Origin of the sequence: Senegalia massiliensis (assembly GCF_009911265.1) — a bacterium.
Lineage (GTDB): Bacteria > Bacillota > Clostridia > Tissierellales > SIT17 > Anaeromonas > Anaeromonas massiliensis_A.
Map to the genome: position 1 here is coordinate 21,687 of NZ_QXXA01000003.1, position 25,314 is coordinate 47,000.

The 25,314-nt window shown below is 26.8% G+C and carries 27 protein-coding genes and 1 riboswitch; of the genes, 5 read left to right on the forward strand and 22 right to left on the reverse strand.

Features of this window, described 5'->3' with window-relative positions:
* Window positions 1-4 precede the first annotated feature (4 nt).
* The 6 genes from ribE to D3Z33_RS01395 form a co-directional block, all read right to left on the reverse strand.
* Window positions 5-655, reverse strand: coding sequence for a riboflavin synthase (ribE, locus tag D3Z33_RS01370; protein ID WP_160196007.1), 651 nt, complete (start codon window positions 653-655; stop codon window positions 5-7).
* Window positions 656-1,756 carry a bifunctional diaminohydroxyphosphoribosylaminopyrimidine deaminase/5-amino-6-(5-phosphoribosylamino)uracil reductase RibD gene (gene ribD, locus D3Z33_RS01375; protein ID WP_160196008.1) on the reverse strand — a complete coding sequence of 367 codons (1,101 nt, stop codon included), beginning with the start codon at window positions 1,754-1,756 and terminating at the stop codon, window positions 656-658.
* A 183-nt stretch (window positions 1,757-1,939) separates the two neighbouring features.
* Window positions 1,940-2,061: riboswitch (FMN riboswitch) on the reverse strand.
* 239 nt (window positions 2,062-2,300) lie between these two features.
* Window positions 2,301-2,981 carry a hypothetical protein gene (locus D3Z33_RS01380; protein WP_160196009.1) on the reverse strand — a complete coding sequence of 227 codons (681 nt, stop codon included), beginning with the start codon at window positions 2,979-2,981 and terminating at the stop codon, window positions 2,301-2,303.
* 121 nt (window positions 2,982-3,102) lie between these two features.
* Window positions 3,103-3,483 carry a YbaN family protein gene (locus tag D3Z33_RS01385; RefSeq protein WP_160196010.1) on the reverse strand — a complete coding sequence of 127 codons (381 nt, stop codon included), beginning with the start codon at window positions 3,481-3,483 and terminating at the stop codon, window positions 3,103-3,105.
* A 143-nt stretch (window positions 3,484-3,626) separates the two neighbouring features.
* On the reverse strand, window positions 3,627-4,202 hold the full coding sequence (gene rbr / locus D3Z33_RS01390; RefSeq protein ID WP_160196011.1) for a rubrerythrin: 576 nt from the start codon (window positions 4,200-4,202) through the stop codon (window positions 3,627-3,629).
* A gap of 36 nt (window positions 4,203-4,238) precedes the next feature.
* Complete coding sequence (locus tag D3Z33_RS01395) at window positions 4,239-4,640, reverse strand: Fur family transcriptional regulator (protein WP_160196012.1); 402 nt, start codon at window positions 4,638-4,640, stop codon at window positions 4,239-4,241.
* 236 nt (window positions 4,641-4,876) lie between these two features.
* On the opposite strand from D3Z33_RS01395, the gene D3Z33_RS01400 reads away from it, so the two are divergent.
* A complete protein-coding gene (locus D3Z33_RS01400) occupies window positions 4,877-5,365 on the forward strand; it encodes a hypothetical protein (protein ID WP_160196013.1) in 489 nt (162 codons plus the stop codon).
* A 74-nt stretch (window positions 5,366-5,439) separates the two neighbouring features.
* On the opposite strand, the gene galE is transcribed toward D3Z33_RS01400, so the two are convergent.
* From galE to D3Z33_RS01425, 5 genes are all read right to left on the reverse strand, one after another.
* On the reverse strand, window positions 5,440-6,456 hold the full coding sequence (gene galE / locus D3Z33_RS01405; RefSeq protein WP_160196014.1) for a UDP-glucose 4-epimerase GalE: 1,017 nt from the start codon (window positions 6,454-6,456) through the stop codon (window positions 5,440-5,442).
* 80 nt (window positions 6,457-6,536) lie between these two features.
* On the reverse strand, window positions 6,537-7,313 hold the full coding sequence (locus tag D3Z33_RS01410) for an acyl-CoA dehydratase activase (protein WP_160196015.1): 777 nt from the start codon (window positions 7,311-7,313) through the stop codon (window positions 6,537-6,539).
* Between the two features lie 10 nt (window positions 7,314-7,323).
* Window positions 7,324-7,575 carry a DUF3343 domain-containing protein gene (locus D3Z33_RS01415; protein ID WP_201750389.1) on the reverse strand — a complete coding sequence of 84 codons (252 nt, stop codon included), beginning with the start codon at window positions 7,573-7,575 and terminating at the stop codon, window positions 7,324-7,326.
* Between the two features lie 10 nt (window positions 7,576-7,585).
* Entirely contained in the window at window positions 7,586-8,878 is a 1,293-nt protein-coding gene (locus tag D3Z33_RS01420) for a double-cubane-cluster-containing anaerobic reductase (RefSeq protein ID WP_160196016.1), read from the reverse strand.
* A 105-nt stretch (window positions 8,879-8,983) separates the two neighbouring features.
* Complete coding sequence (locus D3Z33_RS01425) at window positions 8,984-9,424, reverse strand: metal-dependent transcriptional regulator (protein WP_160196017.1); 441 nt, start codon at window positions 9,422-9,424, stop codon at window positions 8,984-8,986.
* Between the two features lie 98 nt (window positions 9,425-9,522).
* On the opposite strand from D3Z33_RS01425, the gene D3Z33_RS01430 reads away from it, so the two are divergent.
* Both D3Z33_RS01430 and D3Z33_RS01435 read left to right on the forward strand, forming a co-directional pair.
* Window positions 9,523-10,074, forward strand: coding sequence for a manganese efflux pump (locus D3Z33_RS01430; protein WP_160196018.1), 552 nt, complete (start codon window positions 9,523-9,525; stop codon window positions 10,072-10,074).
* Window positions 10,075-10,162: 88 nt separating this feature from the next.
* Window positions 10,163-10,372 carry an alpha/beta-type small acid-soluble spore protein gene (locus D3Z33_RS01435; protein ID WP_130807836.1) on the forward strand — a complete coding sequence of 70 codons (210 nt, stop codon included), beginning with the start codon at window positions 10,163-10,165 and terminating at the stop codon, window positions 10,370-10,372.
* A gap of 50 nt (window positions 10,373-10,422) precedes the next feature.
* Here the strand turns inward: D3Z33_RS01435 and D3Z33_RS01440 are convergent, their stop codons facing one another.
* The 4 genes from D3Z33_RS01440 to D3Z33_RS01455 form a co-directional block, all read right to left on the reverse strand.
* Complete coding sequence (locus D3Z33_RS01440) at window positions 10,423-10,926, reverse strand: ferritin (RefSeq protein WP_160196019.1); 504 nt, start codon at window positions 10,924-10,926, stop codon at window positions 10,423-10,425.
* A 111-nt stretch (window positions 10,927-11,037) separates the two neighbouring features.
* Complete coding sequence (locus D3Z33_RS01445) at window positions 11,038-11,763, reverse strand: L,D-transpeptidase family protein (protein ID WP_243153386.1); 726 nt, start codon at window positions 11,761-11,763, stop codon at window positions 11,038-11,040.
* 101 nt (window positions 11,764-11,864) lie between these two features.
* Complete coding sequence (locus D3Z33_RS01450) at window positions 11,865-13,856, reverse strand: hypothetical protein (protein ID WP_160196020.1); 1,992 nt, start codon at window positions 13,854-13,856, stop codon at window positions 11,865-11,867.
* A 4-nt stretch (window positions 13,857-13,860) separates the two neighbouring features.
* Window positions 13,861-15,921 carry an efflux RND transporter permease subunit gene (locus D3Z33_RS01455; protein WP_160196021.1) on the reverse strand — a complete coding sequence of 687 codons (2,061 nt, stop codon included), beginning with the start codon at window positions 15,919-15,921 and terminating at the stop codon, window positions 13,861-13,863.
* 257 nt (window positions 15,922-16,178) lie between these two features.
* Here D3Z33_RS01455 and D3Z33_RS01460 point away from each other — a divergent pair, with 257 nt between their 5' ends.
* Entirely contained in the window at window positions 16,179-16,754 is a 576-nt protein-coding gene (locus D3Z33_RS01460; protein WP_242620541.1) for a TetR/AcrR family transcriptional regulator C-terminal domain-containing protein, read from the forward strand.
* Between the two features lie 245 nt (window positions 16,755-16,999).
* Complete coding sequence (locus D3Z33_RS01465) at window positions 17,000-17,404, forward strand: hypothetical protein (protein ID WP_160196022.1); 405 nt, start codon at window positions 17,000-17,002, stop codon at window positions 17,402-17,404.
* Window positions 17,405-17,681: 277 nt separating this feature from the next.
* Here the strand turns inward: D3Z33_RS01465 and D3Z33_RS01470 are convergent, their stop codons facing one another.
* The 7 genes from D3Z33_RS01470 to D3Z33_RS01500 form a co-directional block, all read right to left on the reverse strand.
* On the reverse strand, window positions 17,682-18,923 hold the full coding sequence (locus D3Z33_RS01470; protein WP_160196023.1) for an ABC transporter permease: 1,242 nt from the start codon (window positions 18,921-18,923) through the stop codon (window positions 17,682-17,684).
* Window positions 18,923-19,837 (reverse strand): ABC transporter ATP-binding protein, encoded by a 915-nt coding sequence (locus tag D3Z33_RS01475; RefSeq protein ID WP_160196024.1) that lies wholly within the window; start codon window positions 19,835-19,837, stop codon window positions 18,923-18,925. Before D3Z33_RS01475 ends, D3Z33_RS01470 begins: the two co-directional genes overlap by 1 nt.
* A 17-nt stretch (window positions 19,838-19,854) precedes the next feature.
* Window positions 19,855-20,529: a LiaF transmembrane domain-containing protein gene (locus D3Z33_RS01480; protein WP_160196025.1), complete on the reverse strand. Its 675-nt coding sequence runs from the start codon at window positions 20,527-20,529 to the stop codon at window positions 19,855-19,857.
* 39 nt (window positions 20,530-20,568) lie between these two features.
* Window positions 20,569-22,131 carry a MutS-related protein gene (locus D3Z33_RS01485; RefSeq protein ID WP_160196026.1) on the reverse strand — a complete coding sequence of 521 codons (1,563 nt, stop codon included), beginning with the start codon at window positions 22,129-22,131 and terminating at the stop codon, window positions 20,569-20,571.
* Window positions 22,132-22,270: 139 nt separating this feature from the next.
* Window positions 22,271-23,524, reverse strand: a complete 1,254-nt coding sequence (locus D3Z33_RS17080) for a peptidoglycan DD-metalloendopeptidase family protein (protein WP_160196027.1) — start codon at window positions 23,522-23,524, stop codon at window positions 22,271-22,273.
* A gap of 348 nt (window positions 23,525-23,872) precedes the next feature.
* Window positions 23,873-24,445, reverse strand: a complete 573-nt coding sequence (locus D3Z33_RS01495) for a DUF421 domain-containing protein (protein WP_160196028.1) — start codon at window positions 24,443-24,445, stop codon at window positions 23,873-23,875.
* A gap of 46 nt (window positions 24,446-24,491) precedes the next feature.
* Window positions 24,492-25,265, reverse strand: coding sequence for a patatin-like phospholipase family protein (locus tag D3Z33_RS01500; RefSeq protein WP_160196029.1), 774 nt, complete (start codon window positions 25,263-25,265; stop codon window positions 24,492-24,494).
* Window positions 25,266-25,314 lie beyond the last annotated feature (49 nt).

Below are 25,314 nucleotides of genomic sequence, written 5' to 3' on the forward strand. Positions count from 1 at the left end.
TCCTTTATGCAAATCCATTTTCTTTTAAAAAATTTATATCTATTGAACTTTTTGGTTGATCCAACTTTTCAAATGTAATAAATCTTTCAATATATTTTCCAACCATATCACATTCTAAATTTACCTCATCACCTACTTTTTTACCTAATAATATAGTTTCTTCTTTAGTTAATGGTATAATTGAAACTTTGAAAATATTATCATCTACTAAAGCTACTGTTAAACTAGTTCCATCAATAGCTATAGAACCTTTATTAATGATATACTTCATAAATTCAGAGGTAAATTCTATAGAGACCCAAGTAGCATTATCTTCTTCCTCTATATCTTTAATAATACCTACTCCATCTATATGTCCAGATACAATATGTCCTCCAAATCTATCTCCTAATTTCATTGCTCTTTCAAGATTAACTCTACTTCCAGTAGTTAAATTTCTTAAATTACTACGTCTCATTGTTTCAGGCATAACATCTATAGTAAAACTACTTTTATCAAAATCCACAACTGTAAGACATACTCCATTAGTACTTATGCTATCACCTAGCTGTATTCTTTCTAAAACCTTCTGTGATTTAACAGTTATTTGAGCTGAATTAATACCCTTTACAACCTTATCAACTATTCCTATTTCTTCTATAAGTCCTGTAAACATTTATCTATCTTCCTTCCTTAAATAACCTTCAATTAAAATATCTTCATTGAATTTTGACATAGTCATATCTTTTAGAATAAATGCATCATCTATATAGGCTCTACCTTGTCCTCCAACTGGAGTTTTAGCATTCTTTCCTCCTATTATTTTAGGTGCTATGAAGGATAGTATTTTATCTACAATACCTTGTTCTAATGCACTATAGTTCAAAGTAGATCCTCCCTCTAATAGAATACTGTCTATCTTCATTCTAGCTAATTGACTCATCAAATCAGTTAAATCTACCTTCCCATTTTTTAATGGAGTAATTATAACTTCTCCACCTTTTTCTTTAATTAATTGTATTTTTTGATCATCAATTTTTTCAGTTGTAGCTATAATTGTTTTTGATTTTGATTTTATATTTAATACATTAGCATCTAAAGGAACTCTTCCATTTGTATCTACAATTATTCTAATAGGATCTAAATATCTATCATCAAGTCTTGTTGTAAGTCTAGGATTATCCTTTAATACAGTACCTATACCTACCATAATGGCAGATACTTTATGTCGTATTTGATGTACATATTTTCTAGACAATTCATTAGTAATCCACTTTGAATCTCCAGTATATGATGAAATTTTACCATCTAAAGTCATTGCTGTTTTTAGTATACAAAATGGCTTATTCTGAGTTATATACTTTATAAAAATCTCATTTACTTTTTTTATTTCTTCTTCTAAAACTCCTACTTTAACCTCTATACCATTAGCTCTTAAAATTTCAATGCCTTTTCCTGCTACTAAGGGATTAGGATCTTTCATCCCAATGATTACTTTTGAAATACCTTTCTCAATAATTTTATTTACGCAAGGAGGAGTTTTTCCAAAGTGAGAACAAGGCTCTAATGTAACATACATTGTAGCATCCTTCACATCTTCTATAGCATTATTAAAAGCATTAACTTCAGCATGAGGACCACCATAAAGTTCATGATAACCTTCTCCAATTATTTTTTCATCTTTTATTATTACTGCTCCCACTAAAGGATTTGGGCTAGTATATCCTTCACCTCTTTTAGAAATTTCTATGGCTCTTTTCATATGTTTTATCTCCATTTACTCCCTCCCAACTCTTATCATTAAAATATTCCTTTTTTATTATGTCCTTTCTTAAAACTATTAATTATTATATTATTTGAACAAAAAATAAAAGCTCTGAAGGTTCACCTTCAGAGCTTTATAAAAATCATATATTATATATAAACACATCACAATAATATATAAACTTATATTTATTAATTATATCTTCTTCCATCCAGACTTTACTGTCGGTCTTGGAATTTCACCAAGTCAGCCATATTTTCATATGGGTCGCGGACTTTACCGCCGGTCGGGAATTTCACCCTGCCCTGAAGATCTTATTTAATTTTATGTTTAAAATATATCATTGTTAATTGGTTTTTGTCAAGGCAAATCTTAAAAAAGTTAGCTGTTATTATATTGTATCTTCATTTCTAAACTCTAATATATTTTAGATTTATTTATTATTTACCCACTCTATTAAATAATTTTACTTTATATTATCTACTACATATATCGTTACTTTTTATATAAAACAATATCTCTTTCTGATTGAAGTAAAGATTATTAAAAATTATGCTTATTTTAATTTATTTTCTCTTAATTTAAATCCATATATAATTATTAAGATAATAATAGATATACTTATCCAAATTAAAGATAAATCTATAAGGCTATTAGATTCAATTATCTTACCATTATCATATATTACTTTATTTTTATATGAAACTTGACTTTTTTCATAATTATAACTAAAATCTTTTTTTCTTCCATTACTATTTATAAAAACTTCTATTGAATATGCTTCCATAGCAGTATCTTTAGATTCATTTGGATAAATTACATCTAATTTTTTCATATTATTAGAAGTTAATTTATAAATCCCCCAAACTACTTTAAAGTGACTGTCTTCTTTATTCATTGATGCAATTATATAATCTCCTTCTTCTAATTTCCCATTTTCATTATTTTCGTCAAAATTAGAATATGTATTTACTTTTTCTACTTTTATATTGTCATCTTCATTTAAAAAAGCTCTTCTTTTTAATATGCTTATAATTCTATTTAATGGAGTCATTATTTGTCTTGATACTTCTACATTCATATATTCATCTTCTATATTTTTAATTTGCCCTACAATTAGTGCATCTTGGTCATTATTCATAAATCTATATAAAGCATCTGCTGCAAATACAGTGCCTTGTGATATTATCATAGTTACTATAAATATTATTAAAAAATTCTTAGTCTTTCTTTTCATATACTTATCCCCCAAAATTTATATATTTATAATTATATTATAAAAGTTCCGCTTATATAGTTATATTTTATGTGTTAAAAAAAATCACTACTTTTAAAAGCAGCAATTTTTATATTATACATTATATTATATTTTTATCTGCTCCAGCTGTTTTTCTTGTCCAAATATATATGCTTACTATGCTTGCTATAGTAAATAACATAATCCTAAATATTAGTTTATCCAAAACAAATATCACAGAAAATCCTATTGTAAGCCAGATTAAAAGTATTGCTTTTTTTTTAGCTTTTTTAGGTATGCCTTTGCCACTCATATAATCAGCTACATATGGAGCTAAGTATTTGTTATTTAATATAAATTCATACAACCTATCACTACTTTTAACAAAACAAGCTAAAGATAAGAGTAAAAAAGGAGTCGTAGGAAGAACTGGTAATATTATTCCTATTGTTCCAAACATTAAACTTAAGCTTCCTATTATAATTAAAATTATTTTTTTCATCCTATTTTCCTTTATATTTTTTTACTAATCTATTACACTCTCAGTATACTTATAATAATTTTCATTCGTGTTTATTGTATCATATTTTCTTAAATATTAAATTACAAAAAACCACTTTTCAATTGAAAAGTGGTTTTAAATTATTAATAATTTGATTGTTTTATTTCAAAATATGCTTCTGGATGGTTACAAACTGGACACATTTTTGGAGATTTTTCTCCTACATGTACATGACCACATTTACGACAATACCAACTTTGCTGATTTTCTTTTTTGAAAACTAATTCTTCTTTAACATTATCATAAAGTTTTAAATAACGTTCTTCATGATCTTTTTCTATTTCTGCTATTTTTTTAAATGCAATTGCTATTTTTTTAAATCCTTCTTCTTCAGCTATTTTTGCAAATTCAGGATATATAGCAATAAATTCTTCATGTTCTCCATCTGCAGCAGCTTTTAAGTTTTCAGCAGTAGTACCTACTTTACCTGCTGGGTATGTAGCCGTAATTTCAACATCTCCACCTTCTAAAAAACCAAAGAATATTTTTGCATGTTGATATTCATTTTCTGCTGTTTGTAAAAAGAAATCTGATATTTGTTCATATCCTTCTTTTTTTGCTTGTTTTGCAAACATTGTGTAACGATTTCTTGCTTGAGATTCTCCAGCAAATGCTTTTAGTAAATTTTGTTCTGTTTTAGTTCCTTTTAAATTTGACATTTTAATAAATTCCCCCTTAATTATATATATTTAACTCTAAAGACAATTTTTACATTTACCTTTAAAGTATAAATGCTTTTCATCAATTTGAAACCCTTTTAAAGTCCCATCTTTTAATTTTATATCTTCTACTTCAAAGTCATATACTCCTCCACAATCAGTACATTTAAAATGTCCATGGAATTTAATATCTGCATCATATCTTGTTTCATTCTCTTCTATTGTAATCATTGTAACAATGTCATTTTTCATAAATAAACTAAATGTGTTGTATATTGTTGTTTTAGATAATGTAGGTATTTCTTTTATTAAATCATTATATATTTTTTCTACAGTTGGATGATTTTTATTTTTTGATAAATATTCATATATTTTTATGCGTTGTAGTGAAGGTTTTATACCGTGTTCTTTTAAATAATCACTTGTACTAATCTCCATAATTTTTCCTTCATCTCCTTACATCGCTATTTGTTGTAATTATTTTAAATTTGTAACGATTACAATATAATGATAATATATTCTTATTAGTTTGTCAAGTATTTATTATACTTTATAATAAAATTACATACATTTCAAATTTCTTACCTATATAGTGACTTAATTTTATAATAACTCATATTATATTAAAAGATACAGATTAAAACTCAAATAATATTATACAGGAGGTATGTATTATGGAATCTTTCAAATCCTTCTCTGGAATTGTTGTTATGATTGATCATTTTTGGAGAGGTAGTTCTAATAAAGTAGGCTGTAATAAATTAGTTTCTGTACAAAATCCAAGTAGACAATTAGTAAATTTTGTGGTATCACCAGATACTTATTTTGTAAATAAAGTAATGGTGAATATAGGAGATAGAGTAAATGTGTTTTATGATGAAAACCAACCTACTCCTCTAATATTTCCTCCACAATTACAAGCATTAGTTATCAGTAAGCCTTCACAACTTCAAAATGTAAAAGTAGATTATTTTGATAGAAATTTAATAAGTAGTGATGGGACATTACAATTAAATGTTTCTCCATTTACTCAAATAATATTAGAAAATGGTCAAGTATTTTTAGGAGATATTACAAACCGAAATTTAATTGTTGTATATGGCCCTACAACAAAAAGTATACCACCACAAACTACACCTTATAAAATTATTGTAATGTGCTAGTATATAAGATAAGAACTGGTATACCAGTTCTTATCTTATTATAAATAATATACCTGCTCATACATCCATATTGTTTACTTCTCTTCATATCCCTTAGGATTTTCACTTTGCCATTTCCATGAATCCCTACACATATCTTCTAATGTTTTTTCACTAGACCAATCTAATTCTTTTTTTGCCTTTTCTGGATTTGCAAAGCAAGTTGCAATATCTCCTGCTCTTCTTTCTTTAATCTCATAAGGAATTTTTACTCCTGTAGCCTTTTCAAAATTCTTTACTACATCAAGTACACTATATCCCTTTCCTGTACCTAGATTATATGCATCTACTCCTGTTGTATTTAATACTTTTTCAAGTGCCTTTATATGTCCTTTGGCTAAATCTACTACATGTATATAATCTCTTACTCCTGTTCCATCATGAGTATCATAATCATTACCAAAAACAGATAATTTTTCTCTTTTACCTACTGCAACCTGAGTAATATAAGGCATCAAATTATTTGGTATTCCAGTTGGATCTTCACCTATTCTACCAGATTTATGAGCTCCTATTGGATTAAAGTATCTAAGAAGTGATATACTCCAGTCTTTATCTGATATATAAACATCTCTTAATATTTGTTCTATCATAAGTTTTGTACTACCATATGGATTTGTTGTACTAAGTGGTAAGTTTTCTGTTAAAGGGGACTCATTATTCATACCATACACTGTAGCTGATGAACTAAACACTATATTTTTCACATCATATTTATCCATAAGTTCACAAAGAATAAGAGTTCCTGTTATATTATTGTGATAATATTTTAATGGTATTTCTACTGATTCTCCTACTGCTTTAAGTCCTGCAAAATGAATTACTGAACTTATTTCATTTTCCTGAAATACCTTTTCTAAATTTTCTCTATCTAATAAATCTACTTCATAAAAATCAAAATCTTTATTTGTAAGTTCTTTAATTCTCTTTAAAACTTCAGGTTTGCTATTAGAGTAATTGTCTACTATTACTACTTCATAACCATCATTTAATAGCTCAACAACTGTATGACTTCCTATATAACCTGCTCCTCCTGTTACTAGTACTTTCATATTATCCCTCCAAAATTATTATATATATATATAATATCATAATTTTAATATATAATTAAAAAAAGATAGTTAAATAAACTTTAACTATCTTTTTTATATAAATTCCAACCTATAACTGCTGCTCCTAAAGCTCCAATTATTTGTGTATCTTCTGTTGAAAATATACTTTGCCTTAATTTAGTTTCTAATATATTTTTAAGCTCTTTACTTTTTGCAACTCCACCAGTAAATGCAATTTGCTCATTAATATTAACTCTATTTAATAAAGAACATGCTTTGTCAGCAATAGAATAAAGTATTCCAGTGGCTATTTGTTCTTTTGGTTTACCTTGAGCTAAAAGACTTATTATTTCTGACTCAGCGAAAACAGTACACATACTACTTATATTGACAGGTTTTTCATTTCTACAAAAGTCATCAATATCATTTACATCTATTCCTAAATTATTCAAAGTCACTTCAAGAAATTTCCCTGTACCTGCTGCACATTTATCATTCATTATGAAATTTACTACGTTTCCCTTGGAGTCTAAATTTATAACCTTACTATCTTGTCCCCCAATATCCAATATTGTTCTGATATTAGAATTTAAACTATATGCACCTTTAGCATGACAACTTATTTCAGTTATAGTTTTATCAGCAAAATCCATGGAAATTCTACCATAGCCTGTCCCGATTATTTTAGAAATATCATTTTCACAAAGATTATTTCTATCAATTAGTATTTCAAATGCATTTTTTGATGATGATTTAGGACTCCACCCAGTAGGTACTATCAACATATCTATTATATTGCCATTATATAATACAGCCTTTGTAGCCACAGAACCAGTATCAATTCCTATACTATACAAATAACCACCTCTATTTAAACCAATTTCTAGCTTTTTTCTCTATAGTATGAATTCCACTTACTTCTATATCTTTATTTTGTTCTACAATTTCTTCTACTAAATATTGTAATTCTGGATCTATAATTATAGATATACCACAACATTTACTTAAACTTCTAGGAGTAGGTGAAATAATATACTTTATAGATTTTTCTTTTAATTTTTTCTCTAAAGCTAAACCATCACTATGTGAAGGAAAAAGTATATAAGTTTGTTTTCTCAAAATATCACCTTTATATTGCTAACTCTTTATTCATACTTATCATTTCAAAGAAAGCCTCAAGTCTAGTATTAATCTGACCTGCATCTTGCATACTATAGTCACTTTCTATCATCATTACTGGTATGCCTTCTTTATCTAATGCATCTTTAACCTTTTTATATTCAATAGCATAAGTATGACAGAAAGGAAGAGAATTATATATTACTCCATCAGCATTATATTCTTTATATAATCTAATAATATCTTCTATTCTACCTTCATTTGGACTAAAACATGCACAATTTATCCCCATATATCTATCTGAAAGTGCTTGAAGTCCACTATCTAAATCTGTTATATTCTCATCTACAAGTCTTTCAAAATATTTTGTACCAGTACACGCCTCTTCACAAACTACTGCACCACCACTAGTTTCAATTAAATGATGCATCTTCCAGTTTGGTATAGCCATTGGTGTCCCTGTAAGTAATATTCTTGGAGTATCATCTTTAAATACTGATATATTTTTTTCTATTCTTTCTTCTAATTCATCACAAAGTTCATTTGTTTTTTGTATAAATCTATTTGGGTCATCATAAAAAGCCACTTGAGTAATTAAAAGAGAGTCTTTACCACTAATAGGTAGTTTATCTGACTTTCTTGCATCATATAATCTTTGCAATACTCTTCTTTTATCATTGACAAGTTTTATTTTTTCTTTTAAACTTTCCAAAGTAATTTTATTTCCAGTTAAATCTTCAACTTTTTCCTTAAAAGTGTTTATTTCTTCTTTAAAATGAGTATAATCTTTTTCTCTTTTCATTTGTGGTAAATCCATCACATGCATTGGTGTATATTCACCTAGTATTTCCCAAGCTTTTTTCTTGCCATCACAAGTAGTCTCACCTACAAGCATATCAGCAGATTGAAAATATGGACATGTTCCACTTAATTTAGCACCTACTGAAGCTTTTATAAGAGGACACATATTTCTTGGTAAAACCTTTTCACCATCAGGAACCCAAAAATCAGATCCACCACATAATCCAACCCCTATTCCATCTGCAGCCATTATAACCTCATCAGGAACAAACACACAAAAACTTCCGAAGACTTTACCTCCATCTTTTCTATGCTCATTCAACTCTTTTATTCTTAGACCATGAATTTCAGATACTACAAAATTAAAATAATTCATCCCTTCTGCTCTATTTTCTTGTGTCATATAAATATCACCATAAAATTCTGGCAATACTTCACATAATTGATCATGCTTTTCTAAATCCATATCTAGTGAGTCCCATAATTCTCTATAATCTGCCATTTTATTTCCCCCTATATTATATAATCTATTCAGATTATATAATATCTAAGAAAATTAATTAACAATTATTCATAACTTTGATACTTAAAATACAAAGTATTTATTTTATCTATACTCCAGATCATCTTCATCTAAAATGCTACTAATATTGTATATATTGAATTTTTCTCTTATTTCTGGATACTTCATAAAAAAACTAACTAATTTTTCTATTGATCTTATTGTATCAATACACAAGTAATGCTCCATTGCTTCTGCTTCTGCTTTTTCATCACATGAAGAACCTATAATATCCACAAATTCTCTTAAAATTCTATTTCTCTCAACCAAAAATTTTCCTTTTCTCTTTCCTTTTTCTAATACTTCAATTTTTTCATAAGGTTCATATTTTATATAATTTAACTCTTTTAGTTTTTTGAGTCCCTTAACAACCGATGGCATAGATACATTTAATGTATCAGCAATATCCTTATTTCTAATATCTTTTTCCTTTAATGATAGCCTATATACTTCTTCTAAATAGTCTTCTAAACTAGGTGACAACATATAATCACTCCTTTACTATAAATTAATTTAAATATCATTAATATTTATTATACCCATTCTAATATGATTATTATATAAAGAAATTAGGGGGTTAAATCTTGCAAGCATTAAACATTATAATAATCTCTATAGCATTAGCACTTGATGCATCTGGTATCGCTTTTTCTATAGGTATAGATAGAAAACTAAAGAGATATGATAAATTATTCTTTATATTTAGTTTTAGTTTTTTTCAATTTCTTTTAGCATTTTTAGGAGGATATTTTGGATGTCTATTTAATATTTATGTATTTAAACTTTCTTCTATGATGGGCGGAATAATTATAATGTTAGTCGGAATTTTCATGATAAAAGAAAGTTTAGATGATAATACTAAGTTAGTAAAGTTCACTTTTATAATAAAAATTGCTCTAAGTATTTCTGTAAGTATAGATGCTTTTGTTATAGGATTTTCAACATTCAGTTCTATAAATTCTATGTTTATTATATTTGATTATTCAATAATTATTGGTTTAATTACAACTTTAATGACTAGTATAGCTTTTAATATTAGTAATAAATTATCTAAAATAAATTTTATTAAAAAATATGCTGATCTATCTTCAGGAACAATTTTAATATTATTCGGACTTAAAATGATTTTATTTTAAATATGGTTAAAATTACCTCGTTTAAAAATGGATGCATTACATAAAATATTATTGCAACATAAAAACATATGAAGGTGAGGGAAAACACATGGCTAGAAACACTTCAAACAAATTAGTAGTACCTGAAGCTCGTCAAGCTCTTAATCAAATGAAAGCTGAGATAGCTAGTGAATTAGGTATGGCTAACTATGAGTCTATGGATAAAGGTAACTTAACAGCTAGAGATAATGGTTATGTTGGCGGATATATGACTAAGAAATTAGTTGAGCAAGCTCAAAGAAATATGAGTGGAAAATAATACTTTATAAACATACTAAAAGATAGGTGAATATTCACCTATCTTTTTTATTATTCAACAGGAGTAAATGTTCTTGATCCTAGTTCTTTATTTAACATAAATAATCCTTGTGGACTATCTCCTATTCTATCTAATTTTGCTATTATAGTTTTCATAGTAGCTTCTTCTTCTACTTGTTCATCTACAAACCAATTTAAAAAGCTTATAGTAGCATAATCACTTTCTTCATGAGCTAGTTTCATCAAATTGTTAATTCTTTCTGTAACTTTCTTTTCATGTGCAAGTGCAGTTTCAAATGCGTCTTTTATTGATGAAAATTCATTTTTAGGTTCTTCCATTGAGCTTATTTTCACTCTACCATCTCTATCATTGATATAATCATAGAATTTTTTTGCATGGAATCTTTCTTCATCTGCTTGAACCATAAAGAAGTTTTCAATTCCTTCAAAATCTTCATCTGCACAATATGCACCCATTGCTAAATAATAATTTGCTGATTCATATTCAAAATTCAATTGTTCATTTAAAGCTTTTAACATTTTTTCTGATGCCATTTGTAATTCCTCCTTAAAATAAGTGTTTTATTATTACCAATTATATGTATACCCAAAATATTGGTTTTAACTCTAGATATTAGTATAACATATTATTTGAAAAACATTAAGTTATTCCATTAATATTATATTTAGCTTTCTATACGTCTCATAATTTATAAAATGTGTAGAATCAAGATTATTATCTTTCTTAAAATTAATTACAGCAGTCTTCATTGTTTCACCATATATTCCATCATTTCTTCCTTTGTAATAGCCTTTTAATTTTAATCTTTTTTGCACTTCCAATACATCACTTCCTCTATCTCCTGGCTTTAGAATTCTAAAACCATCTCCAAAAATTCCATATGCCCCTTTGTTTATAGTGACTCTAGTATTATAATTTACTATATCATATAATTCATCTATGTCTTTATTATTCATCCTAATACATCCATGAGATGAATCTAGCCCAATAGATGTTGGTTTATTTGTTCCATGAATTCCATAATTACCCCATGGTACATTTAGTCTCATCCAGCGAGAACCAAAGCCACCACCCCATACTGCTTTTTCTATTATTCTAAAATTACCTAAAGGTGTGGGAGTATTTTCTTTGCCTGTAGCTACTGTATATTTTTTCAATACATCTTTAGTGTCTAAATCTATAACTTTTAATTCTTTACTATCTATATTAATAAGTATCCATAAATTATCATAATCAGAGTTATCCTGGTTATATACTTGATAGTCTGCTTCAAAGTTCATTCCTATCTTATATGTAATCTTATTTCCTAATATTATTACAATAAACAGACAAAAAATAGCTACTATTATGTGGTATCCTCCTTTAAACAATAAAATCCCTCCCGTATATAAAATATATGCAAGAGGGAAATATTTTATTTTATCCAGAATAATTTATTTGAATTTTTAAGAGCTTTGTCATAATAAACAATTTAATTGAATCCAAATAACCTAATCAATTTCTCCCAAAAATTTAAAGTCTCTTTTGGTTCTTCATTATCTTTATCTATTTCTTCTATTTGAATAGGTTCTGTTTTAATTACAAATTGTACAGATTCTATATTATCATTCTTTTTTGAAACAAATGAAGTTGTTTCACTTTTATTACTAGTAATTTTTGATTGTATATCATCAATTTGATCATTAACTTCATTATCCATATTAGATGTCTCTTCCTTAAGTTCATTTGTGCCTTTTGATAACTCTACTGTACCATTATATACATTGTTTACTCCATTCATTAAATCTCTTGTCTTATCATAAAACCTATTAGTACCATTTGTTAAATCTCTGCTTCCAGATGATAGTCTATTTACACCATTAACAATTTCAGAATGCCCATTAACTATTTCTGAAAGTCCATTTGTGTATTCATTAATACCACTATCAAGAACTGTATATTTTTCTACTAGAGTATCTATTCCATCTGATAGTTTTGTCATGTCAACTAACATACTGTTAAGTCTATGACTAAGTTCTATAATTGCTCCATCAAATTCTTCATATTGAGCTTTTAAAATTTTAGATCCATCAGATATCTCAGATATAGATTCAGAAACTCCATTTAAATAATTTTCTGTTCCATAAATAGCTGAATTATTTCCATTAAGCAAATTAACAATGTTAGTAAGCTGATCAATTTGATTCTTGAGCTGTTTTGCTTGTTCACCATATTCTGGATTGTCTTTAATGTTATTATAAGACTTTGTTAATGACTCAATTTGTGTATTCAATTTATTAATTGTTTCTGTATTACTTGACTTCAATACATCTATATTTAACCCATTACTTTTCATTACACCTTTATATTGACTATAATTGACACCAGATTTGAGCGACTGTATACCTGAATTAATATCATTTATACCTTTTTTTATCCTTGATGAAGCATTTATCAAATCTTCAATCTCTTCGGTGGTAGTTGATACTTTAGACAATCTTTCTTGGATATCTAAAAGTGTATATTTTACCTGTTCAGAACCTTTTACAAGAGAAGAGGATTTATCATTTAATTTGTTAAGTCCTCCTTGAACTTGAATAATTCCATCTTTAAGTGAGCTAACACCATTATCCATATTATATGAACCTTTTTTCAAGTCTTTAGTAGCAGATTCTAGCTTGTCAGTACCATCATTTACATCCGAAGATCCATCTTTTAAATAATCTGCACCATTATTAAGTTTTTCTATTGCTTCTGTTAGTTCATTAATATTATCCATTATTTCACTATCATCTATATCGGTGTTAATATTTAATTGAATACCATTTATATTTATAGCATCCATTTCAAATTCAGTAACATCTGCAGCTACAGAAATATCTGCCCCTTGTCCTGGAAGAATTGTATATGTTAATTTTTTATCCTTCCCTACATTAGCAATTGTTGCTCCTTCTGCTTCGATATTACTATATTTTGATGTATCTAATGTTAACTCAGTCTGTAAAGCATAATTCTCATAAAATATTTTATTAAACTCTTTATTTTGTCTGATAACCATATCTATCTTAAGATAACCTGATTTACCAGCAAGTTTCTCTGCAGTATATTCTTTACCATCTAAATAATATTTAATAGAAATATTCCATGGCAGTGTATTTCTTTTAAGCTTCCCCTCATAATAAAGCTTTTTATTATTATTTAATATAGTAATTTCATTATTTTCCATATTAATTTTTTCTTTAGAAGTCATATTACGAATACTAGAATAATCTCCATAGTCAACAATTTTGCCTTTTTGATCAAATATATTCACAACATAAACCCCATCAATGTTACCATTAGTATCAAGCATGGCATAAACTACTTCCTCTTTACCTTTATAATCTACTGCTAAAGAAGTAGAAACCATAGAAAAAATTAAAACAACAACAATTAATAAGATAAATGAACGTTTTTTCATAGAAAAATATAAATTTAATTTCATTTTTTTACTCCTTTCTAAAAAACTTAACTCCTATAGTAGTTCTTTCAATAAATGTGTCTAATAAATATAACAACCCTGGCAATACAAAAAATACTATAGCCATTGACATAAGTGTTCCACGTCCTATTAATAAACCAAGTTCTTGTAAAACTCCATGTGATGTAATATAAGCAAGTAAATATCCAACAATTACTAAAGCAGTACCTGATGTCAGTATTGATACTGTAACTGAAGATATAGTTTGTTGTATAGCTTCTTGTTTCACAAGTCCTGATCTAAATTCAAGATAACGATTAGTCATTAATATTGCATAATCTACTGTAGAACCTAATTGTATAGAACCTACAATAAGATAGGCAAGATAAAACAATATAGAATTTGAAAAATACGAAATAGATAAATTTATCCATATTGCTGTTTCAATCCCAAGAACAAGGATAATTGGTATTGCTAAAGACCGAAAAGTTAATAGCAATACCAAGAATATAGCTATAATTGCAATTAAGTTTACACGGATATTGTCATCTGTTATTGTATCTTTCAAATCATACGTACTTACACTTTCTCCAGCAAGATACCATTCATTAGGATAATAGTCTTCTGCTGTCTTTCGAATTTCTTTAACTACTTTAAATGCTTTTTCACCTTCATACTGAGTTTCAACTTTCAATACCATACGACTATATTTTTTAGAAACAAAGTTTTCAAGAGTATTTTCATCTAAATACTCATAAGGAACCTCAGCTCCAACATTATCAACATAAGATATAATATTATTTACTTCTGTAATATCTTTTAAATCATCACTAAGATTTTTCTCATTAGCTGTATCTCCACGTGGTACCATTAACACCATTGTGTTAGCCTTTCCAAAAATATCATTTATTTTTTCCGTGTCTTTACCTAATTGGGTTGATTTATCAAATATATGCTCAGAACCATAATAAAAACTATTATGTGTTTGTGCAAGATATGCTGGAACAACTACTATACAAAAAATAATTACCATAGGTATCATGATTTTTCTAACTAATATTCCAAATTTATTAAACTCAGGTAATAAAGGACGATGCCTTGTTTTTTCAAATACCTTATAAGTCAATAAAACTAAAACAGGTAATAATGTAAATACAGTTAATATACTAAACCCAATCCCTTTAGCAAGAGATAATCCCAAATCAGGTCCAATTTTAAATCTCATCAAAATTAATGCTGCAAATCCTATTATAGTAGTAATACCACTAGATAAAATAGATCCAATAGATTTATATAAGGCTTGTAACATAGCTTCTTCAGCACTTAATCCTTGTTTACGAAACTCTTCAAAACGATGTAATAAAAATACAGAATAATCAAGAGATATAGCTAACTGTAATATATTACCTGCACCATTTGTTATAAAAGAGACTGTACCAAACATAAGATTTGATCCTGAGTTAAGCAAAATAGCTACACCTATTGTAGTCAGCAAAATAACAGGCTCAAACCAGGATGTAGTAGTGATAATTAAAATTAAAAAAAGTAAAGGAATAGCAATTTTTACTATTCTAGAAATCTCATTGACAGTAGCTTCAGTGGCAACTGCATCATTAACTGCAGATCCTGTCATTGCATTATCTCTACCAATTAAATCACGTATAGAGTTAACTGATTCAACTCTATTCTTTTCATCAATAGTGACTGTATATAATGCATTATTATCTTTATAATAACTCTCTATGATTTCTGAGTCTTGAATTATAAGAGGTTTTCTAATATTTACAGAGTCATTTAGCCAAATTACATTGCTGACACCATTTATATCAAGTAATTTTTCTTTATAATCTAGTGCTTCAGCAACAGTGACATTTGATATCATAACTCTAGCATTTGGAATTCCTCCTTCAAATTCATCTTCCATCACATTAATGGCTTGAGTAGATGGACTATCCTCTGGAAGATAATCATTAATATTATAATTAACTTTTACCTGCCTACTAAAAAAAATACAAAGAATGCTAAAAACTAAAAATATAAATACTATCAATTTTTTATGATTTAACATTCTTCTAAAAAACACTTCCATATTAACACCTCACCTAATAAATCATGAATTAAAAAACATTCCTTATCTAAATTAATATCGTCTTATTAATTTTCAAATTTAATCTTCAATAAACTATGCTGCCTTATAATAGATTATATATACTGTTTTAAATGATGAAAATGGATAATTTAATTGACTTTGTATAAAAACCGGACAACTACTATATAATTGATGGTCAAATTAATTGATAAAATAACTCTACAGTTATATAATAAATACAAATGAGGTGATACATATTGAAGTATAAAACAACAAGTCTAATGACCAAAAGAGCCCTTGCCTCTTCACTTAAAAAATTTATGGAAAAACGACCTTTAAATAAAATTTCTGTCCGTGAAATAGTTGAAGATTGTGGTGTAAATCGAAAGACTTTTTATTATCATTTTTCAAATATATATGATTTAGTAAGATGGATGTTTGAAGAAGAAGCAATTGAAGTAGTGAAACAATACGATTTAATTACTGACTATAAAGATGCCATTCTATTTGTTATGAATTATGTAGAAAAAAACAACCATATATGTAATTGTGCTTTAGATGGACTTGGACGAAATGAACTAAAGCACTTTTTCCAAAAGGATTTTCTTTCAATTGTAGGAAATATTGTTGAACAGCTTTCTGAAAATATGGATGTTCCTTCTGATTATAAAATATTCATTATAAACTTTTATACTGAAGCACTAGCAGCTCTTTTAATTAGCTGGATTCAAGATAAAGATCACAAAGATAAAGAAGATATGGTTAAATATATTTCCATTACACTATATGAAACTATCAAGCAGGCTCTTAAAACAGCAGAAAGAGAATTATAACTACAACCTAATATCGAAAGTATTAATATTAAAAATAGTAAAAAATAAGTTTAATATAGAATATTCTATATTAAACTTATTTTCCTTTATTGCTATAAATATAAGATATATAGCATTAGTCCTTGTAACTAAAAGCATTTTTCTACATATTATATAATAGCTCATAAAAGAAGCTATATAACTATTAAAAATAGTATAATATTGTAATTTATAAATTTTAATCCCTACGAAAGGAGATAATTAAAATGCCTCATAACTTTGGATATATGTTTAATAGAATTCTTTATGATGACTATGTTTTAGATGAATTAGAAAAGCATTCAAAAAAATATGAGAATATATCTGATAGAGAACTTATTTATGAAATAGAAAAAGTACAAAAAGAAGTTCCTAATGAAGTTAAATTGCATCATATGAAAAACTTAGAAGCATTATCACAAATGAATACCTTTTCTCAACAAAGTTCATCCGATAATCTTCCTTACCTGAAAAATTTAATAAAAGTAGATGAGAATGTTCCTAGTTCATCAAGACTAAGTAGAAGCCAATATGTTAGTGGTTCAAGTCTATTACTTTGGTTTTTATTAGTAGTTGCTCTCTATAGAAAACCTTTTGGTAGGAGAGGTTTTGGTAGAAAAAAATACTATTAATTATAATAAACTATAAAAAAAGAGAGAGCTTTAAAGCTCTCTCTTTTTTTATAGTTTATTAGCAGTCTCCATATCCTCCGTAGCATTGGCAAAATAATACTACAAGTAATAAGAAGAAAAATAATAATTCACTATCAACTCCACAACCTCCAAAGATACCTTTATTATATCCAGACATTAATAATCCTCCTTTTATAATACCTTATATTAGCTTATAAATTCATAAGCTTAATAATAATATATGAGGATTATACTTTAAAAGTTACTATTATACTTTTTATTGACTTCTCATTATTTTAAATACATCTTTTAATTTTACTCTATTTCCATACATAAGGGTACCCATTCTATATATTTTAGCTGCAATATATCCTACTAATAAAGTAGAAAGTGTTAATAATAATAATGATATTATAACTGAAATATTTGAAACACTACCCATAGAAACTCTTACAAACATAGCCATAAATGAACTAAGTGGTACAAATGAAGCTACTTTTAAAAGCATACCTTCAGTATTCTGCATTCCAAACATTGAAATCATAAATACAGCTACAAATATTATTGTAATTGGAGTTGAACTTGCACTTATATCTTCTGTACGAGATACGAGAGCTCCAAGTGCTCCAAATATAAATGAATAAAAAAGATATCCTAATATACCAAAAACAGAAAAGAGCAACAACACATCTGAAGGTATATCAAATATGAAATCTAATGCACCATTCCACGCTTCACTATTTAACTTATATACACCAATTGCTGTACCAAGTATTATTCCAAATTGTAATACACCTGCTATAGCACCAGCCATAACTTTTCCAAATATAAGATAAGTTGTATTTGTACTTGTTACTAAAATTTCCATTGTTCTATTACTTTTTTCACTTGCAACTGATGTTGCTATAACTTGACCATAGAATATTATCATAAAATATATTCCAAATACTAATATATATGTATAAAGATAATTACTTGCACTATCTTTACCAAGTATAGTAGTATCTGATTTTATTTTAGGGTTTATTAATTCTTCAACTTCATTATATTCTATATCTTTTTCATTAAATCCATTTATCCTATATGATGTAATCAAGGCCTGTTCAAACATAGCTGAATCAGGTGTTCCTAAAAGTTCATTGTTTTTTATAACTCTTATATATTCATTAGGAGATTTTATTATATAGCCAGATTCAATTTCTCCAGAATTTACTTTTTCTTTAAGTTGATCTTCCGATTCAAATTTTTTCAATTCTCCAGCAAAGAAATTCTCTTCTAATATTGTGCTCTTTTGAAACTCCCCGCTATTATCTACATATCCAAATTTAGCATCCTTTGTTATATCTCCATCTCCACCTCCATCTACATCACCTTCGTCAGATGAAAATAAATCTTTGATAGTGGGTACTGATAGCCCAATAGCTAATATTAAGAGTATTATTATTGTTGAAATTATAAAAGTCTTCTTTTTTATAAGTCCTAATAATTCAAATTTAAGTACTGTCAAAAAGTTTTTCATTATTTTTCACCTACTTTCTCAACAAATATATCTTCTAATTTAGGTTTATAGGATGAAAATTCTTCTATATCAATACCTTTTTCTATAATTCTTTTCAAGAAATCATTTTTTGAACTATTATGTACAAGTTCTAATAATAAGTATTTATTTCTTTTTTCAATTACTCTAACTACATCATTTATTTCTCTACTTATTACTTTATTTAATTCTTCTAATGTTAAATTACTTGCACTTATGGTAAGTCTATTATTTCCATATTCTTTTTTTATATCATCTAAATTTCCTGTAAGTACTATATTCCCCTTATCAATAAGAGCTATTTCTTTACAAAATTCTTCTACATAACCCATTTGATGTGATGAAAATATAAGTAATTTTTCACCTCTTATAAGTTCATTTATAATATCCTTTAATATTTGTGAATTGACAGGATCAAGACCACTAAAAGGTTCATCTAATATAATTATATCTGGGTTTGTAAGAAATGTTTCTGCAAGTTGTACCTTTTGCTGATTTCCTTTTGATAATGTTTCTAAATTTTTATTTTTATATTCATCTACACCTAGTCTCTCTAACCAATAAAGAGTGTTTTCTTTAGCTTTAGCCTTTGTAAGACCTCTAAGTTCACCTAAATAAACTAATTGCTCAAATACTTTTTGTTTTGGATAAAGACCTCTTTCTTCTGGTAGATATCCAATACTTTGTTTTTTTGAATTGAATTTATTTCCATTTAGAATTATCTCTCCTTTATTAGGATCAAATAAGTTCATAATAATTCTTATTGTAGTAGTTTTTCCTGCACCATTTCTCCCAAGTAATCCTAATGCCTTACCTTGCTCTACATCAAATGATATTCCATGTAATACTTCTTTCTTACCAAATGTTTTATAAATATCTTTTACTTGTAATTTCATATATTCACTTCCTTTAATTAACTATTTCCATAATCTTTTATATCAAATCCACCAAAAAGCACAATACAATTAACTCTCAATTTTGGTAAATTTTTATTTCCTTTATTTTTAGTTTCATTATCCCATCCACCAAAGAGTGGCAATCCTTTAACTTCTACATTCCAACCTTCTGGTACAAATATATCTAAGCCACCAAAGGCAATAAATAAATCTATTGTAGCTAACTCATCATTATTTATAGTAGCTTCTCTTAAGTCTAAATCTATCCCACCAAATAATACAGTTGCAGAACCTCCTTTAAAATTATTTGAAGTATTTTTTAAATTTAGTCCAGAAAATATTGCAACAGGTCTTATAGTACCCCTTTCGTCTTTATTCCATTTATCTTTAGATGGGAATATTAAACTTATACCAACAACTATAATAATAATTGGCCAAAATTCCAAATAATTAAATACATCAAATAAATCTAAATTTCTAAGTTGAAATAATATACCTATTATTAATACTATAGCTCCCCCTACCTTTGAGGATTTATTAGTAATTAAACTAAATAATCCTGACCCTATTAAAACTATAGGCCAATAAGTAAAAATAAAATTACCTATATCTAAGTCTAAAATATCATTAGAGTTTAAAAATAATACTATTCCTATTAAAATAATTATAACACCTATTATCTTTCTATTCATACCCTCACCTCTTAATTTTATTTTTAATTTTAATTAATACTATTCTATTTTCTCTAATCTTTTATCAATATTTTCTAAAAGATCTTTTGGGTAACCAATAAATTTTAATATTTTAACAGCATTTCTTGTGGGAGATATACCTTTTCTAAGTTTATAATCAAATTCCATTCCTTCATCTGTCATATTTTCCATGAAATAATATCTTATGTAATTATGTATAAGTGGAATTAAATTTAAATCATGTGTTGCAACAACAGTAAATGCATTTTGTTTGTCAATATAGTTCAATATTTCAGCTGCTGCATTTATCCTTTCAACTGGATTTGTACCTTTAAATATTTCATCAATCAAAGCAAGTGTTGTAACTTCACTTTCAGTTGAGTTTATCATCCTTAATATTGCTTCTGCTTCAGCAAAGTAATAGCTTTTTCCTTCCCCAATATTATCTTGTAGACTAATAGAACTAACTACCCTATAAAATGATGATATATATTCTTTAGCTAAAACTGTATATATCGTCTGTGATAATATAACGTTTACACCTATTATTCTTAAAAATGTTGATTTACCACTCATATTTGAACCTGTTAAAACCATTCCTCCTTTTTCAAAGTTTACATCATTTGGTATAGGATCTTCAAGAAGTGGATGAATTACATCCTTTGATTTCATTACCCTTTTTTCATAAGTAAATTTAGGTATCGTATAATACTCTAAATTATCTCTATATAATGATATTGAAACATATGCATCTATTTCACCTATCAAATTATATAATTCTATTATTTCTTTATTATATTTTTCTACCTGATCTACAATTGAAAAATAGTTTCTTTCTTTTACTAAAAATAGTATGTTTATATAATCTGCAAATACATCTAAACCTTCAACAGTTGTAATCATTTTTGATTTCTTACCTATTTTTCTAGTGGTTTTATATAATCTATTAATTTTTTCACAATAATTAGGAAGTCTATTCTCCAATACATTTAATAAACTGCCACTTACCTTTATCATATTACCTGTATATTCAATAGTTTCTATTTTATCTCCTATTTTTCTACCTGCACTGTAATGTAAAAACATATTCAGTGAAGATATAACTCCAAGAATTAAAATAGCATTACTTCTAAAGTTTGGAATTAAAAATATGGATACTATGCTTAAAACAGAAAATATAGTAAATAAATTGTAGATTATTTTCATTATAAAATTAGTTTCTAAACCTTCTTTTAATATATAAATAATATCATCATCTGTTCTTTCAATTCTATTTAATTCTTCGTGAACATCTCTTCTAAAATCATTATACCTATCAAATATAGATATAACCTCTCCTCTTTTCTCTAATTTTTCTTTATCATATAAAGGTTCCCTCAGAATAGAATACAATTTTTGCTCTCCTGGGGTTGTAAGAGTTCTATCAATATTTGAATATACTTTATTCATATTTAAGTCTGCCCAAGTACTATGATCTACAAAGTCATTTTCTTTTTTAATGCTATTAAACATTAATTCAATAGTTTTAAAATTTCTTTTTCTATTTATATTATATGTTAATTTCTTTTTCTTTTTAAATATATTTTTAATCTTTTTTATCATTAATTCAACTCCAATATCTCTGTTAATTATATACTTCTACATAAATATCTATTTTCCTTCTAAACTATTATATTATATTTTTTTAAAATATCAATGCTCTATAAAAAAATGACAAGCATATGCTTGTCATTTTTTACATTTATCTTACATAACTTAATGGATTTCTATAATTTCCATTTACTCTAATTTCAAAGTGTAAATGTGGTCCTGTTGAATTTCCTGTACTTCCTATTCTTGCTATTGCTTGTCCTTGTCTTACAAATTGTCCAGGACTGACTAAAAGAGAAGAATTATGTGCATATAGAGAGGTTGTACCATTATCATGCGTTACCATAACAGTTTTTCCGTATCCACCTTTCCAACCTGAGGAAAGAACTATACCATCTCTAGTTGCTACTACTGTAGATCCACTTGGAGCTCCAATATCTATACCTGTATGCATTCGCACTGTCCCAAAAATAGGATGAGTTCTATTACCAAAAGGTGATGTTACCCTATTATGTCCAGGTACTGGCCACTTATAAGCTCTTGTTGATTCAACAGGAGGCTTTGAATTAGTATTAGATGAATTATCATTTCCTTGATTTCCTTGGTTTTCCTTATTTGCTTGTTCTTGCTCAGCTTTTCTTCTTGCTTCTTCTTCAGCTTTTTTCTTAGCTTCTAACTTTCTTCTTGCTTCTTCTTCTAAACTTCTAATTTCTTGAGCTATTTTCTGAGAATCTTCTTGTAATTCTTTATATTGCTCTTCACTTACTTGAATGCTTTGGTCTAGTTCTTTTACTATTTCATTTTTGCTTCTAGATGCTAATTCAAGTTCTTGCTTTTTTTCTTTTAATTTAACTGTTTGAAGCTTTAGTTGTTTTTCCTGTGAAACCAATTTATCTTTTTTTGCTTCTACTATTTTTTTCTCTTTTTCCATTTCTTTTAAAAGTTCATGATCATTATCAGTTACTTTCCTTATTGTATCAAACGTTTCAATAAATTCTCCTATAGATTCAGCAGACAAAAGAATATGTAAATAGCTTACATTGTTACCATTCTTATACATTGCTCTTAACCTTTTGTTTACTAATTCATTTTTAGCATCTATGCTTTTTTGAGACTCTTCAATTTCCTTTTTACTGTTCTCTATATTAGTTCTAACATTAGATATGTTATTTTCTAATGAACTTATATCTGAACTTGCATTACTTATTTTAGATTCTAATTCCTTTAATTCACCTTCTACACTTTTCTTTTCTTTTTTCGTATTATTTAAATCGTCTTTAACCTTATTCATTTCTTGTTGAGTTTTATTTAAATCACCTTTTTTACTATCTACATCAGCATAAACAAATGATGCGTTAAGTAGTATAGCTGCACATAATACAGCAGATATTTTTCTGAAATTCACTGAAATTCCCCCTTGAGTAGTTTAAAATTTATATATGAAGTTTATAACGGATATTTATATTTCATTTTCATTACATTATATCAAATTCTGAACAAATATATAACCTCTAAGTAACAAGATTATAATATTTTCCGATAAAACTATTATATAATTAATTCATAAAAATATCAAATTTAAATATTCTATGTCACATAGTCAATATAACCCTCTGATTTTAGCTTATTTTAGCTATTTAAACTAAATTTGATGTTATAATTTGTCATAAAAATAATATAGGAATTTAGTCCTATATTATTACATGGATATTACAATTTTAAAAATTATTTAGTTATATGTATGATTAACCTATTATTTTAATTTTTTATTTTCAGTATTGTTCATATGTTTATATTTTACTTCTGAAAATATATTATTATTTGTGACTTTATTTTTATTATCTTGAGAACATATTATTTTTTCGAAATCTCCTACTGTTAAAGGTCTATATTCTCTTTTAAGTTCATATCCTAATTGACCATTAGGTTCTATAGTTGCACTCTTGATATAATCTATTTGTGAGATACCTTGTTGTCTAAGCCTCATTTCTAATTGATCAACAGTTAATCTTAACTTCTTTAAATTATCTTCATCAATATTTCCATTATCAATTACAATAATTGATTTACCTGTAATTATCTTTTCCATAAAGTTTAATTTAAGTTGTAAAAATTCTAATATTATAGTAAATAATATAAATATACCTGCTATAATAACTGTTTTTGTTACACTTTTTTCTGCTATAGGTTGCACTATCAGAGAACCTATAGAAATCATTATAATTGTATGAGCTATAGTCATTTGTGAAATTGACTTTCTGCCTGATATCCTCAAGAAAAATACACCTGAAATTAATAGTATTAATGAATTCCATATAAAATCCATAAAAGCACCTCCGTATATAGATATAGTTTACGAAGGTTTTATATATTTATTCAATATTTTTTGCTATATTATAGCCTTCATTAAAATGAGACTCACAAAATTTCTCTTCAAATCTCAATGTATCTCCTGGTTCAAACTCTATAGTTGGTTCTATTACCATAATGTCCTCTTTATCATAATACTCAAACAGATACTCTGGAATCTGATAACCTTTTTTAAATTGTATTATAAATATTCTATCTACCTTATTTTTAATAAAACATTCTAAAAAATTGTTATTTAATATACCACCATCTAAATTGTACCCATCATAGCTACCTTTTTTTAGTTCTTCTTTAAATTGTTCAAAAATTATACTTGAGTTAAAGTTTTTAATTGCTTCATTAAGCTGTGTATTAATTGGACCTATATATGGAAGAAGAGAACTATATTTTATAGTATCTAAAGCTTCTTTTTTAGTGATGTTTGATATGTTTTTAACCACATGATTAGGTACACCATTTTTTATATTTATATAATTCACATAAAAGTCTTTTACATCTTCATTTCTACCTTTAAGTTTACTAAGCTTTTCTATGAATACTTTATTTTCAATCACCTTATCTTTTATCACTTGGTCATCTATTTCTTTTTTATCTATAGAAAGCCATGTTTGTTTTAACTTTTCTATATTGTCTGTATATATGTAATATCCATTAATTGATCCTATGGAAGTTCCAGAAATTATATTAAATTTTATACCTCTTTCCTTTAATCCATAAATTACTCCAGCTTGAAAAGCACCTTTTGCCCCTCCGCCTTGTAAATAAACTCCATTCATTATATACGCCTCCACATTGAAAATATTTACAATCATAAATTTATCATAT

Bases quoted from the DNA above. Each gene is read 5' to 3' on its own strand.
- D3Z33_RS01420 (WP_160196016.1), bottom strand. From the start codon at position 8,878: ATGGCAGATTATAGAGAATTATGGGACTCACTAGATATGGATTTAGAA.
- D3Z33_RS01485 (WP_160196026.1), bottom strand. From the start codon at position 22,131: ATGATAAAAAAGATTAAAAATATATTTAAAAAGAAAAAGAAATTAACA.
- D3Z33_RS01380 (WP_160196009.1), bottom strand. From the start codon at position 2,981: ATGAAAAGAAAGACTAAGAATTTTTTAATAATATTTATAGTAACTATG.
- D3Z33_RS01435 (WP_130807836.1), top strand. From the start codon at position 10,163: ATGGCTAGAAACACTTCAAACAAATTAGTAGTACCTGAAGCTCGTCAA.
- D3Z33_RS01495 (WP_160196028.1), bottom strand. From the start codon at position 24,445: ATGGATTTTATATGGAATTCATTAATACTATTAATTTCAGGTGTATTT.
- rbr (WP_160196011.1), bottom strand. From the start codon at position 4,202: ATGTCAAATTTAAAAGGAACTAAAACAGAACAAAATTTACTAAAAGCA.
- D3Z33_RS01455 (WP_160196021.1), bottom strand. From the start codon at position 15,921: ATGGAAGTGTTTTTTAGAAGAATGTTAAATCATAAAAAATTGATAGTA.
- D3Z33_RS01450 (WP_160196020.1), bottom strand. From the start codon at position 13,856: ATGAAATTAAATTTATATTTTTCTATGAAAAAACGTTCATTTATCTTA.
- ribE (WP_160196007.1), bottom strand. From the start codon at position 655: ATGTTTACAGGACTTATAGAAGAAATAGGAATAGTTGATAAGGTTGTA.
- galE (WP_160196014.1), bottom strand. From the start codon at position 6,456: ATGAAAGTACTAGTAACAGGAGGAGCAGGTTATATAGGAAGTCATACA.
- D3Z33_RS01400 (WP_160196013.1), top strand. From the start codon at position 4,877: ATGGAATCTTTCAAATCCTTCTCTGGAATTGTTGTTATGATTGATCAT.
- D3Z33_RS01475 (WP_160196024.1), bottom strand. From the start codon at position 19,837: ATGAAATTACAAGTAAAAGATATTTATAAAACATTTGGTAAGAAAGAA.
- ribD (WP_160196008.1), bottom strand. From the start codon at position 1,756: ATGGAGATAAAACATATGAAAAGAGCCATAGAAATTTCTAAAAGAGGT.
- D3Z33_RS01500 (WP_160196029.1), bottom strand. From the start codon at position 25,265: ATGAATGGAGTTTATTTACAAGGCGGAGGGGCAAAAGGTGCTTTTCAA.
- D3Z33_RS01425 (WP_160196017.1), bottom strand. From the start codon at position 9,424: ATGTTGTCACCTAGTTTAGAAGACTATTTAGAAGAAGTATATAGGCTA.
- D3Z33_RS01440 (WP_160196019.1), bottom strand. From the start codon at position 10,926: ATGGCATCAGAAAAAATGTTAAAAGCTTTAAATGAACAATTGAATTTT.
- D3Z33_RS01480 (WP_160196025.1), bottom strand. From the start codon at position 20,529: ATGAATAGAAAGATAATAGGTGTTATAATTATTTTAATAGGAATAGTA.
- D3Z33_RS01395 (WP_160196012.1), bottom strand. From the start codon at position 4,640: ATGGAGATTAGTACAAGTGATTATTTAAAAGAACACGGTATAAAACCT.
- D3Z33_RS01470 (WP_160196023.1), bottom strand. From the start codon at position 18,923: ATGAAAAACTTTTTGACAGTACTTAAATTTGAATTATTAGGACTTATA.
- D3Z33_RS01385 (WP_160196010.1), bottom strand. From the start codon at position 3,483: ATGAAAAAAATAATTTTAATTATAATAGGAAGCTTAAGTTTAATGTTT.
- D3Z33_RS01465 (WP_160196022.1), top strand. From the start codon at position 17,000: ATGCCTCATAACTTTGGATATATGTTTAATAGAATTCTTTATGATGAC.